The sequence below is a fragment of the Streptomyces sp. NPDC006372 genome, from assembly GCF_040612515.1.
In the GTDB taxonomy this organism is placed as follows: domain Bacteria; phylum Actinomycetota; class Actinomycetes; order Streptomycetales; family Streptomycetaceae; genus Streptomyces.
Genome location: NZ_JBEXQJ010000008.1, coordinates 192,591 through 205,941, shown reverse-complemented (window position 1 = coordinate 205,941; position 13,351 = coordinate 192,591). Strand labels below are relative to the sequence as shown.

Here is a 13,351-nt window from a genome sequence, read left to right as displayed (position 1 = left end):
CGCCCGGCCGGGGTCAGCGGGCCATGGCGGTGCGCGTCGCGAGGCCGATGACCGCGGCCAGGGCGGCCAGGATCGCCACGCTGGTGAGAGCGGCGGGGAGGGAGAACCAGTCCGCCATGAAGCCGATGGCGGGCGGCCCCAGCAGCATGCCGCCGTAGCCCAGTGTGGAGGCGGTGGCCACTCCACCGGGGCCGGCGAGCGCGCCCGCCCGTTCCACGGCCACGGGGAAGAGGTTCGCGAGGCCGATGCCCGTCACCGCGTACCCGAGCAGGGCCGCCCACAGGGAGGGGGCGAGCGAGCCGAGCAGCATGCCCGCCGCCGCGGTGGTGCCGCCCGCGACGACGGTCCGGGTCCGCCCCAGGCGCTCCAGGAGCGTCGTGCCGGTGAGACGGCCCACCGTCATGGCGAGGGCGAAGCAGGAGTAGCCGACGGCCGCTGCGCCCGGCGAGGCGTCCAGGTCCTGTTCGAGGTGCAGGGCGCCCCAGTCGGCCAGCGCCCCCTCGCCGTAGGCGGTGCACCCCGCGATCAGGCCGAACACGAGCACCAGACCCCGGGTCCGGCCGGCTGGCCGGACCCGGGCACCCTCCTCGGGCTGCCCGCGCTCCGGCGGAGCCGGCGGCTCGCACCGCAGCAGCGTACGGCCCGCCACGGCGGTGACGAGCAGCCCGACGACGGTGAGCAGCAGCAGATGCCGGGTGGGGGAGAGGGCTCCGGCGACCAGCCCGCCCAACCCGGCGCCGATCATGCCGCCCAGGCTGAAGGCGGCATGGAAGCTCGGCATGATCGGCCGCCCCAGCGCGGCCACGAGATCGACGGCGGCGCTGTTGAAGGCGACGTTGATCCCGCCGTACGCGGCGCCGAAGAGCAGCAGGACCAGGCCGAGCGCCAGGGCCGAGTGGGTCAGCGGGGGCAGGGCGACGCTGAGGGAGAGCAGGACGGCGCAGACCACGGTGACCTGGTGGTTGCCGTAGCGGCGGCACAGGCGCCCGGTGAGGATCATGGTGACGACTGCTCCGGCCGAGACGCCCAGGAGGGCGAGGCCGAGGGCGCTGGCGGAGGCGCCGGTCTGTTCCTTGATCGCGGGGATGCGCACGACCCAGCCGGCGAAGACGAAGCCGTCCAGCGCGAAGAAGACGGTGATTGCGACACGGAGTCGGGTGAGGGAGTTGCCGTTGCCCGGCACGGCACTGTGCGTTCGGGGTTTGTTTATTTGCGGCACAAAGTCAGGCTAGGTGGGTGCGGCCGTCACGACAAGGTGCGACTCTTGGACCAGTAGGGATCCGCCGAGGGGACTCGGGAGGAGCACGATGGGACGTGACGTGCCGGCCCTGGTGTTCACACGGGAGGACCGCCGTCGGTACCGGGACAAGATGCACACCGACCTCGAAGCGCTGGCCCGGATGCTGCGCGAGTCCGGCTTCGAGAGCGAGCGCCCCCACGTCGGGCTGGAGATCGAGCTCAACCTGGTGGACGATCACGGTCTGCCGGTCATGCGCAACACCGACGTGCTCGGGGCGATCGCGGACCCCGCCTGGTCGAGCGAGCTGGGCCGCTTCAACCTGGAGATCAACATTCCGCCGCGGGAGCTGACCACCGGTGGCCCCGGAGCCTGGGAGCAGGCGATCCGGGACGCCCTCAACCACGCCGAGGACCGGGCCTCCGCCGTGGGCGCGCACCTGATCATGGTGGGCATCCTGCCGACCCTGGGGGAGTCGGACGTGAGCGGGTCCGCCCTCTCCGGCGATCCGCGGTACCAGTTGCTCAACGAGCAGATCTTCGCGGCGCGCGGCGAGGACCTGCGGATCACCGTCGACGGCGTGGAGCGCCTGTCGACGTACGCCGACACCATCACGCCCGAGGCCGCCTGCACCAGTACCCAGTTCCACCTCCAGGTCGCCCCCCGGCAGTTCCCCGACTACTGGAACGCCGCCCAGGCCGTCGCCGGGGTGCAGATCGCCCTGGCGGCGAACTCGCCCTTCCTGTTCGGCAGGGAGTTGTGGCGCGAGACCCGCATCCCCCTGTTCGAGCAGGCCACCGACACCCGGCCCGAGGAGATCAAGGCCCAGGGGGTACGGCCCCGGGTGTGGTTCGGGGAACGGTGGATCACCAGCGTCTTCGACCTCTTCGAGGAGAACGTCCGCTACTTCCCGGCCCTGCTGCCACTGTGCGACGACGAGGACCCGCAGGAGATGCTCGACCACGGCGGCATCCCGCAACTGGGCGAACTGACCCTGCACAACGGCACGATCTACCGGTGGAACCGCCCCGTCTACGCCGTCACCGGGAGCGGCCCGCACCTGCGGATCGAGAACCGGGTGCTGCCCGCCGGCCCCACCGTCGCCGACACCATCGCCAACGGAGCCTTCTACTACGGACTGACCCGCGCCCTGGTCGACGAGGACCGGCCGGTGTGGACGCGGATGTCCTTCTCGGTCGCCGAGGAGAACCTGCACACCGCGTCCCGCGACGGCATCGACGCCCGCCTGTACTGGCCCGGCGTGGGTGAAGTGCCCGTCACGGAACTGGTGTTGCGGCGCCTGCTGCCGCTCGCCCACCGGGGCCTGGAGCTGGCCGGCATGGACACGGCCTGGCGCGAACCCCTGCTGGGCATCATCGAGCAGCGCTGCGTCACCGGGCGCAACGGCGCCCTGTGGCAGGCCGAGACCGTCCACCACCTGGAGAAGGCCGGCATCTCCGACCGGCGTGAGGCGCTGCGGCAGATGACCACGACGTACATGGACTACATGCACATGAACGCGCCGGCCCACACCTGGCCCGTCGACTGACCCCGGGCTCCGCCGCGTCACGCGGGCCTCGGGGCGGCCCGGCCTTCCCACTCCTCGGCAGCCGTCAGCGGCACGGGGGCGGGCGGCTCCGCCGACGTCGTCAGCTCGATCCGCCGCCCCTCGGCCGACGAACGGAGCAGGGCGGTCATCGTCTCCAGCACGTGCAGTGCGAGTTCGCCGTTCGCGCGCGGCGCCCGCCGCATGTCGGCGGCGACGAAGTCGAGCAGTCCGACGCCGCGGGCGCCGTCGGCGTAGCCCGCGGACGGCGGGAGGGTCCGCCATTGTGTGCCGCCGAGTTCGAAGAGGCGTACGTCGCCGTCGAAGCGGTTCGGGTCCGGGACGGCGAGGGTGCCCCGCTCTCCGTGGACCTCGATCGGGGCCGCCGTGGTGGCCACCCCGTCGAAGCTCGTCGTGATCGTCGTCAGCGTCCCGTCGGCGTGCTCCAGCACACCGGAGACATGACTGTCCACCTCCACCGGTATGCGCTCGCCCGTACGCGGACCGGAACCGATGACGCGCTCGGCGCGTGGCCGGCTCGACGCCCCCGTCACGGCCCGCACCGGACCCAGCAGGTGGATCAGGGACGCGAGGTAGTACGGCCCCATGTCCAGCAGGGGGCCGCCGCCCTCGGTGTAGTAGAAGTCGGGGTGGGGGTGCCAGCGTTCGTGGCCCGGGGTGACCATCACCGCCGAGGCGAACAGCGGACGTCCGATGCTCCCCGCCGCCACGGCCGCCCGCGCGGTCTGGACTCCGGTGCCGAGGACGGTGTCCGGCGCGCAGCCCACCCCGACCCCCGCCCTCGCGGCGGCCTCGATGACGGCCTGCGCGTCGGAGAGTGAAGCGGCCAGCGGCTTCTCACCGTAGACGTGCTTGCCGTGGCCGATGGCGCCGAGGGCGATCGCCGCGTGCGCGGCGGGCGTGGTGAGGTTCAGTACCGTGTCCACGTCCGGGCTGCTCAGCAGCTCCTCGACCGTCAGCGCCCGGGCACCGGGCAGTTCGGCGGCGACGGTTGCCGACCGGGAGGCGTCCAGGTCGGCAACCGCGGTGACCCGCACGGCGGGATGGCCGGCCAGCGTGTCCAGGTACGCGCGGGAGATGACTCCGAGCCCTACGACACCGACGCGGTGCGCGTCGCCCACAGCATGCCCCTCTCGATGATGGTGCGGACGTGGGGGTTCTCCAGGATGTCGACGCTGTGCCCCGGCGTCGTCACCACGATCCGCCCGGCGCCCCAGCGGCGGGTCCAGACCGCAGGTGAGGTGACCGGCCGGTGCCAGGGCTCCCAGGGCCGGGTGGGGTGCGTGGTGGTGGCCAGGACGTCGATGAGGTCGTCGTGGAGCACCCAGTACTGCTCGGTGTGCAGTTCGAAGTCCTCGATGCCCGCGGTGACGGGGTGCTCGCGGCCTGCCTCGGTGAGAGTGATGGTGTGCGGCAGGAAGTTGTCCTCCGCCCCGCCGCGGCGCTCGCACGGCTCCTTGCCCGGGTGGGTGGCGAACTGGCCGCCCACCAGGTGCAGATAGTCGGAGGAAGCGCGGAACGAGTCGGCGATGCCGCCGTGCCAGCCGGTGAAGCCGGTGCCGGCCGCGACCGCGGATCTCAGTCCGGCCAGCTGCTCGCGCGTGATCTGCGACATCGTGACGCACTGCACGACGAGATCGGTGCCGGCCATCTCGGCGGCGTCGGCGTAGACGTCGGTCGACTCCTCGACCCGGACGGCGTATCCGTTGCTTCGGAGGAAGGGCAGGAACATCTCCGTGGCTTCGACCGGCTGGTGCCCTTCCCAGCCGCCTCGCACCACCAGGGCTCTCTTCTGCGTCATCGTGATCTCACTATGCGCAAGTCGTGAGCTCCCGGAAAAGGGGGCCGGGCCTCACGAAAGTTTCGCCGCCGAGGCTCGAGCGGAGACCACCCAGCAGGCCGCGGTGAAGCGGACCTCCGAGCCGTGCACGAAGGGGTCGAAGGCCGGGCGGACCGTCTCGACGACCTGCTCGCGGGTCTGCTCGTCCACCTCGGGCAGGAACATGCCGAGGGGGCCGAGCCGGGTGAAGTAGCGGACCAGTTCCCGCTCCGGCAGGGTGCAGACCACGTCGACCGGCCGGATGACGATCCCGTCCCACCCGCTCTCCGCCAGGACGCGGCGGATCCGGTCCGGGTCCGCGAAGGCGAACTGACCGGGCTGGTCGGGGCGCCGGGCGGGCAGGTCCGGCAGGAAGGGGGCGGCGGCGCGCTCGGCCGTCGTCATGAACGGGTTCTCGCCCGGATCGCGCCAGACGACGAACCGGAGCGCGGCCCGCTCCCGGACGGCGCGCCGAAGATTGGTGAAGGCCCGTACGGGGTCGTCGAAGAACATGACGCCGAAGCGCGAGATGACGGCGTCGAAGGTGGCCGGCTCGAAGGGGTGATCCTGCGCGTCGGCACGGACGAAGGACGCCGGAACGCCCTCCCGCTCGGCCCACGCGCGCGCGGCCTCGATCATCGGGCCGGAGATGTCGACACCGACGCACGGACCCACCCGTCGTGCGACGGCCCGGGTGATGCCGCCCGTGCCGCAGCCCACGTCGAGCACACGGCCCGCCCGCTCGGTGGCCATCGCCTCGACGAGCAGCTCCTCGAAGGGCCTGAACATCTCGTCCAGCACCGCCTGGAGATCGACCCAGGCGTGCCCGGCACGCCCGTTCCAGCGGGCGGCCTGTTTCTCGTCGGTCCTGCGCTCGGCGTCCATGCTCGTGGTCTCCTCCGCTTGCCTTCGTCGGGTCGTGATGACAGCGTTCTACTTCAAGTCGACTTGAGGTCAAGACAATGACAGTGCTGGACATCGCCGAAGTGGCGCAGCGCGCCGGGGTGCCCGCCTCGACACTGCGGTTCTACGAGGAGAAGGGGCTGATCACCTCGAGCGGCCGGCGCGGCCTGCGCCGCCAGTACGACCCCGGCGTCCTGGAACGGCTGGCGCTGATCGCGCTGGGTCGGGCGGCCGGGTTCTCGCTCGACGAGATCGGGCTCATGTTCACGCCGGAGGGGGAGCCGCGCATCGACCGGCGGATGCTGACGGACAAGGCCGAGGAACTGGACCGCCGGATCCGTGAACTGGGCGCCCTGCGCGACTCCCTGCGGCATGCCGCCGCGTGCCCCGCGCCCCGCCACCTCGAATGCCCCACCTTCCGCGGCCTCCTCGACGCCGCCGCGTCCGGCGGTGTCACGGCGCCGGGAAAGCGCGTTCCTCCCCGCTAGCGGGCCCCGCCGGCACTTGGCCCAATCCTGGTCCGTGCTTTGCCCGATCCCCGTTGTCCGCACCGCGGCCCGAACCTAGCCTCGGCTGCGGACTTCGGGAGGCCGCCATGCTGAACACGGCGAAAGAGCAGGCAGCGGGTCTGACCAAGGACCAGCGCAACGCCTTCGTGGCCGCCTATCTCGGCTGGGCGATGGACGCGTTCGACTACTTCCTGGTCGTACTCGTCTACAGCGAGATAGCCGACGACTTCCATGTCTCGCTGACCGACATGGCCTTCCTCACGACCGCCACGCTGGTGATGCGGCCGATCGGTGCCCTGCTCTTCGGCATGTGGGCGGACCGCAGAGGACGCCGCACACCGCTCATGGTCGACGTCGTCTTCTACTCGATCGTCGGGTTCGCCTGCGCCTTCGCGCCGAACTACACCGTGCTGCTGGTGCTGAGGCTGCTGTACGGCATCGGGATGGGCGGTGAGTGGGGCCTGGGCGCGGCCCTGGCCATGGAGAAGATTCCGCCCGCCCGGCGCGGTTTCTGGTCGGGCCTGCTGCAGAGCGGCTATTCGCTGGGGTATCTGCTGGCCGCCGTGGCGTTCTTCGTCATCGAGCCCGCCTTCGGCTGGCGGGGGCTGTTCGCGTTCAGTCTGCTGCCCGCGCTGGTCGCGCTGTGGGTGCGCAGCCGGGTCGAGGAGAGCGAGGTGTGGGAGAAGAGCGTCCGGCTCAACCGCACCCCCGCGCACCAGGTGTTCAGGAACCCGGCGGTGCTGCGGCGCTTTGTCTACCTGGTCGCGCTGATGACGGCCTTCAACTGGATGTCGCACGGTACCCAGGACATCTACCCGACCTTCGTGAAGAAGGGCCTCGGCCTGTCCGCGAACACCTCGATCGCCATCGCCGTGGTCTACAACATCGGCGCGATCATCGGCGGTGTGCTGCTCGGCGCGTACTCCGAGCGGCTGGGCCGCCGCCGGACGATCATGATCGCGGCGGCGGGGGGCCTGGTCGTGGTGCCGTTCTTCGTGCTCTCCACGGCCGTCGGGTGGCTGATGCTGTCGTCCTTCCTGATGCAGGTGTGCGTGCAGGGAGCCTGGGGCGTCATCCCCGCGCATCTGACCGAGATGAGCCCGGACGCCGTCCGGGGCTTCTACCCGGGCGTCACCTACCAGCTCGGCAATCTCATCGCCGCGCTCAACCTGCCGATCCAGGAGGCCCTGGCCGAGCGCCACGGGTATCCGTCCGCGATGGCGTGGACCATCCTGCCCACCCTGGCCGTGGTGATCCTGCTGAGCGCGATCGGCAAGGAGGCGAAGGGAATTCGCTTCGGCAGCAGCGGGGCCCGGGCACCGAGCGCCACGGCCCCGGGCACGGCACAGCCATGACCGGCACCGCCCGGCGGCCCGGGCCCGAGCGGCCCTACCCGTCGCCGCCGCGCGGCCCGGCCGTCACCGGCTCCGGAGTGGTCGTCACGGTCCTGACCCCACGCGCCCGCAGTGCTTCGAGCACATCCGGGTCGGCCGTGTCGTCGGTGACCAGCGTCCAGCCCTCGCGCAGCGCCGTCCAGGCGTGGAAGGGGCGGCGGCCCAGCTTCGCCGCATGGGCGAGGACGTAGACGTGGTCGGCGCGGCGGGCCATCAGTTCCTTGAGGCGGGTCTGGCGCAGGTCGGCCTCGCAGATGCCGTGTTCGGGGGAGATGCCGTCGGTGCCGAGGAAGACCCGGTCGAACGTCATGCGTTCCAGGGCCGCTTCGGTGAGCGGGCCGACGAAGCCCTGGCTGAGCGGGCGCAGCGTCCCGCCGAGGCACTCCACGTGCACCGTCTCGACGTCGGACAGCGCCTGCAGGGCGGTGAGTCCGGTGGTCGCCACGGTGATGTCCTCCGCCGTGCGCAATTCGTGGGCGAGCGCACCCACCGTGGAGCCGGCGTCGAGCAGCAGCGTCTCCCCGGGCCGGACCCGCGCCGCCGCCCACCGGGCGATGGCCTGCTTGGCCTCGAAGGCCTCGCCCACGCGCTGCCGCAGGGACGCCTCCGGGTGCGCGGCCAGCGCCATGGCGCCGCCGTAGGTGCGGGCCAGGCGGCCGTCCGTGGTGAGCTTGGCCAGGTCGCGGCGGATGGTCGACGCCGTCACGCCGAACAGCTGGGAGAGCTCCTCGACGCTCGCCAGGCCGGTGGTGGTGGCGAGGTGGACGATGCGATCCCGCCGCGCCTTGGATCCGATCACAGACATCGGTCTTCGCGTCCTTAAGGGTCCTGGGCCGTACACGTACCTGCCGCTGACCCGCGGTCAGCGGGCGGCCGGAGCGGTCGACATCTCGGCGGCCTGGCGCAGGGCCTCGACCATGCTACCGGCCTCGGCCCGGCCGGTACCGGCGATGTCGAAAGCCGTGCCGTGGTCGACGGAGGTGCGGATGACCGGCAGGCCGACGGTGAGGTTGACCCCGGCCTCGATGCCGAGGACCTTGACCGGGCCGTGCCCCTGGTCGTGGTACATCGCCACGATGAGGTCGTAGTCGCCGCGCGAGGCCAGGTAGAACGCCGTGTCCGCGGGCAGCGGGCCGCGGGCGTCGATGCCGTCGGCGCGGACCGTCTCCAGCGCCGGGACGATCTTCGTCTCCTCCTCGCCGTAGCCGAACAGGCCGTTCTCGCCGGCGTGCGGGTTGATGCCGCACACGCCGATCACCGGCTCGGCGGTCCCGGCGCGCACCATCGCCTCGTGGCCGCGGCGCACCGTGCGCTCCACCAGGCCGGGCTCGATGCGGTTCACGGCGTCGATCAGCCCGATGTGGGTGGTGACGTGGATGACCTTCACCCGGGGCGTGGACAGCATCATGGAGACCTCCTCGACGCCCGTGAGGTGGGCGAGGAGTTCGGTGTGGCCGGGGTAGAGGTGGCCGGCGGCGTGCAGGGCCTCCTTGTTGAGCGGCGCGGTGCAGATGCCGTCCACCTCGCCGCGCAGGGCGAGTTCGGCGGCGACGCGTACGTAGTGGTAGGCGGCGTCGCCCGCGACGGCGGACAGCTCGCCCCAGGGCAGGTCGGAAGGGAGCAGCCCGAGGTCGATCACATTGACGCGGCCGGGGGTGAACTCCGCCTGGGCCGGGGTGCCGACGGACACGATCTCGCAGGTGATGCCGAGGACGCCGGCGGCCTGACGCAGGCGCTCGGCGTCTCCCACGACCACGGGACGGCAGTCGCGCAGGGTGTCGGGGTGCAGCAGCGCCGGCACGATGACCTCGGGCCCGATGCCTGCGCCGTCGCCCATGGTCACCGCGATGACCGGGAGCGGCGCTGCGGTGGCCGCGGTGTGACCGGCGGTGGCGGCGGAGGGGACTGCGTTCACGGGGCTACTCCTGTGGGGTCGGTCGGAACGTGGTGTACGGGTGCGGGGCGCAGCGCCCGGACGATGCGCCGCAGCGAGTCGGACTCGCCGTAGCTGCCGGGCCTGGTGACGACCGAACGGCCGTCGGGCGTACGGGAGACCACCGCGCCGTGGTGGACCTGGCCCACCGGGCGCAGGTCGGTGATGCGCAGGACGTCCAGGACGCGGCGGGCGGTCTCCCCGCCGGTGAGGACCAGGTCGCAGCCGTGCGCGGCGTCGGCGACGGTGTCGGCGAGCGCGGCGACGAGCCGGCGCGCCAGGGCGGGGCTGGCCGCCCCGGTGATGCGGACGACGGTGACGGCGGCGACCGGGGGCGCCAGCCGTAGCGGGGAGTCCAGGAGTTCGCGGGTGCCGAGGGCGACGTGCTGGGCCCCGTCCGCGACGAGGTGCGCGACCTGTTCGCGGGCGGACGGCTCGGCCGTCCCCACGACGATCAGCAGGGGCCGGACGGTGTCCCCGGGGTGCGGGGCGAGGTGCGCGGGCACGGGCGCGCCCAGCAGCCGGCCCAGGGCGCCCGCGAGTCCGCCCGTGCCCAACAGCCGAACTCCGGGGCCCAGTTCGAGGGCCGCGGCGGCGATCGCGTCGAGGTCGGCTTCGGTCTCCGCATCGCACACCGGATGCCGATCTTGCGCGAAACACGCACGCAGCGCTTCCCGCAGTGCGCCGGGTGCGCCGCGCACCACCGTGAGCGGCACCTGAGCCGACGGCAGGTCACCGAGCGCGGCGGCGACCGAGAGCGGGGCGGGACGGGTCTCGGCACGCCACGCGTCCGTCTCGTGCAGCGGGACCCCGTCGAGGTGCACGACGCCGCCCCGGACCGTGCGCCGGGCCGGGGGCAACGCGGTCGCGATCACCACTCCTGAGCCGTCCTGCGCATAGGCGGCCGCCTCGGCGGCGAGATTGCCCCGCAGCAGTGAGTCGACCTTCTTGAACAGCACCGTGCCGGCGGGGGCCGCCTGCGTGACAGCGCGTACCGCACGCGCCGCCTCCGCCCCGGGCAGCTGCCGCGAGTCGAGGTCGACGACGAGGGCCTCACCGGGCGCGGGCGCCTCCTGCCCAGGGGCCGGCCCCAGCAGGATCCGGGCGGGCGAGCGCAGCGCCACCGCGGTCTCGGCGGCGCCGGAGAGATCGTCGGCCAGGGCGAGCACGGGCCGGTGGACGGCCCGGGCGGGGCCGCCGGAGCCGGCTGCGGAGAGGGACACGGGTACCTCCTCGGGCGGCCCGGTCGGGCTGCCTCGTGGAACTGATGATGACATGAGTTGCGCGAAATGCGCGAGACCCCTTGCGTGATTCGCGCAGCCGTGCCACCTTTTCCGGCGCGACACCTGTTCGTATCCCGCCGGCCGGGCCCCCGACCGGGCCGAGGCGAGAGCCGCACGAACACCGAGCCGGTCGCCTCCCGGAACGCGAGAAGGTCGACGATGACCCCAAGCCCGCACAGCGCACCCCCGGACCACCAGCCCCGGCGAGACCCCCTGGTCCGCCCCGTCCGCCGCCGCACCCTGCTCCGCCTGGGCGCGCTCAGCGGCACGGGCCTCGCCCTCGGCCCCCTGGCCGCCTGCGCCGGACCCACCGGAGCACCCGGCCCCGGCACCCTCACCCTCGGCCTGAACCGCTCCCTGGTGAGCCTGGACAACAAGCTCAACCAGTTCGACGCGGCCGTCACCGTGCAACGCGCGGTCCGCGAGGCCCTCACCCGCATCGGCCCCGGCATGCGGGTCCAGCCGGTCCTCGCCGACCGGTTCGCGATGACCGGGCCGACCACCTGGAGCGTGCGGCTGCGCGAGGGCGTGCGCTACTCCGACGGCAGCCCCGTGACCGTCGAGGACGTCGCGACCGCGCTGGAGATGTACGGCAAGGCCAACGGCTCCTTCCTTCTCGGCCTCTTCCCCGAGCTGCCCACCGTGGAGAAGACCGGCGAGCGCACGTTCGCGCTGCACACCAAGCGTCCGGTGCCCGTGCTCGACCGCCTCATGGCCAACATCCACATCACCCCGGCCGCCGCCAACCGCCCCGAGGAACTCCAGAGCGGCGTCGGCTCCGGCCCGTACAAGGTGATCGAGGCCAACAGCGGCGCCGGCGAGTACACCCTCGCCCGCAACCCCCGCTACTGGGGCCGCGCGCCCCACGTCGACCGGGTCCGCGTGCGCTTCGTGCCCGAGGAGTCCAGCCGGGTCATCGCCCTGCGCAGCGGCGAACTCGACGTCGTCGACACCCTCACCCCGGACTCGGCCGAGCAGCTCACCGGCCTGCCGGGCGTCACCGTCGAGGAGACCTCCGGTGTCCGCATCTGCCAGCTCTTCTACAACTTCCGCAAACCCGGCGACCACCCCCTGGCCGACGCCCGCGTCCGCCGCGCCCTCACCTACGCCATCGACGGCGAGGCCCTGATCAAGGACGTCCTCACCGACTCCGCCGAAGCGGCTCGAGGAGTCGTCCCGCTCGCCCTCGAAGGCGCGGTGCGCACCGGCTCCTACACCTACGACCCGCGCAAGGCCAGGGCCCAGCTGAAGCAACTGGGTGCCGCGGGCCTGCGGATCCGCATCCTCTGGGAGTCGGGCGAGTTCGCCGCCGACACCTCCGTCATGGAAGCCGTCGCCGACATGTTCCGTGACATCGGCGTACGGGCCTCCCTGCTCCAGTTCGAACCCGGCGGCGACATCCTCAAGTGGCGGCAGGGCCGCGGCGGCGACTGGGACGTCATCGGCAACGGCTTCCCCGGCACCACCGGCCAGGCCCTCACGTCCCTCCAGGGCATGTACGGCGGCACCCCCGAACGGGAACGCACCCGCGACACCTACATGGGCTACGTGGTGCCCGACGTACTGCGCCGCCTCGACGACGCCGCCACCGAGACCGACGCCGCCGTCCGTGACCGCAAACTGGCCGCCGCGCAGCACGCCATCTGGAACACCTGGCCCAGCCTGTGGGCGTTCGCCCCCAAGACGCTGCTCGCCCGCCGCGAGCGCGTGCGCGACCTGGGCCTGCTCAAGCTCAACTGCTACGACCTGTCCGCCGTACGACTGGAGGGCTGAGCCGTGGCCACCTACCTCGCCCGCCGCATCGGCCAGAGCCTGCTGGCGATCTTCCTCACCCTCACCACGGTCTTCCTGCTGCTGCGCCTCGCACCCGGCGACCCGGCCGCCGCCTACGCGGCACCCAGCGCGACCACCGCCGATCTCGACCGTATCCGCGCCCAGTTCGGCCTCGACGAACCACTCGTCACCCAGTACGGGATCTTCCTGCGCGACCTGTGCACCGGGAACCTCGGCACCAGTTACTCCTTCCACGCCTCCGCGTTCCAGGTCGTCATGGACCGGCTGCCGTACACCATCACCCTCGCGGTCTCCGCCATCGCGGTCACCACACTCGTCGCCGTACCGCTCGGCGTCTGGATGGCCCGGCGCGCCGACACCAAGCGCGAGCTGGGCGCCAACGTCCTCACCATCACCGGCCAGTCGATGCCGGACTTCTGGACCGGCGTGATGCTGCTGACCGTCTTCGCGGTGCTGCTCCCCGTGCTGCCCGCCTCCGGCTTCACCTCGTGGAGCGGTCTGGTCCTGCCCACCGTGACCGTGGCCGTACTCCAACTGGCCCTGGTCTCACGGCTGGTGCGCCGGGAGATGACCACCGCGCTCGCCGCTCCCTACACCACGGTCGCCCGCTCCCGCGGCGTCTCCGAACGCGCCCTGACCTGGCAGTACGGTCTGCGCAACTCCGCAGTGCCGCTCGTCACCGCCCTCGGTACCAGGTTCGCCGCCCTGCTCAACGGTGTCGTGGTCGTCGAGGTCGTCTTCGGCTGGCCGGGCGTCGGCTCGCTCGTGGTGCGCGCCCTGGCCACCCGCGACTACCCGCTCATCCAAGCCACCGTCCTGGTCACGGCCACCCTCGCGATCCTCGTCCAGCTCCTGGTCGACCTCGCCTACCCGCTGTTCGATCCGCGGGTACGACTCGGAAAGGCGGCCTGA

12 protein-coding genes are annotated in these 13,351 nt (G+C 72.4%); 5 read left to right on the top strand and 7 right to left on the bottom strand.

The genetic code is table 11. The annotated features are described in order from the left end of the window. Positions 1–13: 13 nt before the first annotated feature. Positions 14–1,183, bottom strand: coding sequence for an MFS transporter (locus ABZ016_RS16225; protein WP_356917255.1), 1,170 nt, complete (start codon positions 1,181–1,183; stop codon positions 14–16). Between the two features lie 124 nt (positions 1,184–1,307). On the opposite strand from ABZ016_RS16225, the gene ABZ016_RS16220 reads away from it, so the two are divergent. Further along, on the top strand, positions 1,308–2,786 hold the full coding sequence (locus tag ABZ016_RS16220) for a glutamate--cysteine ligase (RefSeq protein WP_356917254.1): 1,479 nt from the start codon (positions 1,308–1,310) through the stop codon (positions 2,784–2,786). A 17-nt stretch (positions 2,787–2,803) separates the two neighbouring features. Here the strand turns inward: ABZ016_RS16220 and ABZ016_RS16215 are convergent, their stop codons facing one another. Genes ABZ016_RS16215 through ABZ016_RS16205 form a run of 3 tightly spaced genes read right to left on the bottom strand, consistent with a single transcriptional unit; the run spans position 2,804 to position 5,508 of the window. Then, positions 2,804–3,925, bottom strand: a complete 1,122-nt coding sequence (locus ABZ016_RS16215; RefSeq protein ID WP_356917253.1) for a Gfo/Idh/MocA family oxidoreductase — start codon at positions 3,923–3,925, stop codon at positions 2,804–2,806. Beyond that, a complete protein-coding gene (locus tag ABZ016_RS16210) occupies positions 3,895–4,605 on the bottom strand; it encodes a ThuA domain-containing protein (RefSeq protein WP_356917252.1) in 711 nt (236 codons plus the stop codon). The genes ABZ016_RS16215 and ABZ016_RS16210 overlap by 31 nt, the downstream gene beginning before the upstream one ends. A gap of 51 nt (positions 4,606–4,656) precedes the next feature. Continuing rightward, positions 4,657–5,508, bottom strand: a complete 852-nt coding sequence (locus ABZ016_RS16205) for a methyltransferase domain-containing protein (protein ID WP_356917251.1) — start codon at positions 5,506–5,508, stop codon at positions 4,657–4,659. Positions 5,509–5,585: 77 nt separating this feature from the next. On the opposite strand from ABZ016_RS16205, the gene ABZ016_RS16200 reads away from it, so the two are divergent. Together ABZ016_RS16200 and ABZ016_RS16195 are read left to right on the top strand one after the other, a co-directional pair. Further along, positions 5,586–6,014: a helix-turn-helix domain-containing protein gene (locus ABZ016_RS16200; RefSeq protein WP_356917250.1), complete on the top strand. Its 429-nt coding sequence runs from the start codon at positions 5,586–5,588 to the stop codon at positions 6,012–6,014. Positions 6,015–6,121: 107 nt separating this feature from the next. Continuing rightward, positions 6,122–7,390: an MFS transporter gene (locus ABZ016_RS16195; protein WP_356917249.1), complete on the top strand. Its 1,269-nt coding sequence runs from the start codon at positions 6,122–6,124 to the stop codon at positions 7,388–7,390. A 34-nt stretch (positions 7,391–7,424) separates the two neighbouring features. Here ABZ016_RS16195 and ABZ016_RS16190 read toward each other — a convergent pair whose 3' ends face one another. Genes ABZ016_RS16190 through ABZ016_RS16180 form a run of 3 tightly spaced genes read right to left on the bottom strand, consistent with a single transcriptional unit; the run spans position 7,425 to position 10,585 of the window. Further along, complete coding sequence (locus ABZ016_RS16190; protein ID WP_356917248.1) at positions 7,425–8,234, bottom strand: DeoR/GlpR family DNA-binding transcription regulator; 810 nt, start codon at positions 8,232–8,234, stop codon at positions 7,425–7,427. Between the two features lie 57 nt (positions 8,235–8,291). Beyond that, a complete protein-coding gene (pdxA, locus tag ABZ016_RS16185; protein ID WP_356917247.1) occupies positions 8,292–9,344 on the bottom strand; it encodes a 4-hydroxythreonine-4-phosphate dehydrogenase PdxA in 1,053 nt (350 codons plus the stop codon). Next, a complete protein-coding gene (locus ABZ016_RS16180) occupies positions 9,341–10,585 on the bottom strand; it encodes a four-carbon acid sugar kinase family protein (RefSeq protein ID WP_356917246.1) in 1,245 nt (414 codons plus the stop codon). The genes pdxA and ABZ016_RS16180 overlap by 4 nt, the downstream gene beginning before the upstream one ends. A 219-nt stretch (positions 10,586–10,804) precedes the next feature. On the opposite strand from ABZ016_RS16180, the gene ABZ016_RS16175 reads away from it, so the two are divergent. Then, on the top strand, positions 10,805–12,418 hold the full coding sequence (locus ABZ016_RS16175; protein WP_356917245.1) for an ABC transporter substrate-binding protein: 1,614 nt from the start codon (positions 10,805–10,807) through the stop codon (positions 12,416–12,418). A 3-nt stretch (positions 12,419–12,421) separates the two neighbouring features. Then, positions 12,422–13,351, top strand: a complete 930-nt coding sequence (locus tag ABZ016_RS16170) for an ABC transporter permease (protein ID WP_356917244.1) — start codon at positions 12,422–12,424, stop codon at positions 13,349–13,351.

Excerpts from the sequence above, each read along its gene's own strand:
- ABZ016_RS16190 (WP_356917248.1), bottom strand. The coding sequence starts at position 8,234 with ATGTCTGTGATCGGATCCAAGGCGCGGCGGGATCGCATCGTCCACCTC.
- ABZ016_RS16220 (WP_356917254.1), top strand. The coding sequence starts at position 1,308 with ATGGGACGTGACGTGCCGGCCCTGGTGTTCACACGGGAGGACCGCCGT.
- ABZ016_RS16175 (WP_356917245.1), top strand. The coding sequence starts at position 10,805 with ATGACCCCAAGCCCGCACAGCGCACCCCCGGACCACCAGCCCCGGCGA.
- ABZ016_RS16195 (WP_356917249.1), top strand. The coding sequence starts at position 6,122 with ATGCTGAACACGGCGAAAGAGCAGGCAGCGGGTCTGACCAAGGACCAG.
- ABZ016_RS16210 (WP_356917252.1), bottom strand. The coding sequence starts at position 4,605 with ATGACGCAGAAGAGAGCCCTGGTGGTGCGAGGCGGCTGGGAAGGGCAC.
- ABZ016_RS16205 (WP_356917251.1), bottom strand. The coding sequence starts at position 5,508 with ATGGACGCCGAGCGCAGGACCGACGAGAAACAGGCCGCCCGCTGGAAC.
- ABZ016_RS16200 (WP_356917250.1), top strand. The coding sequence starts at position 5,586 with ATGACAGTGCTGGACATCGCCGAAGTGGCGCAGCGCGCCGGGGTGCCC.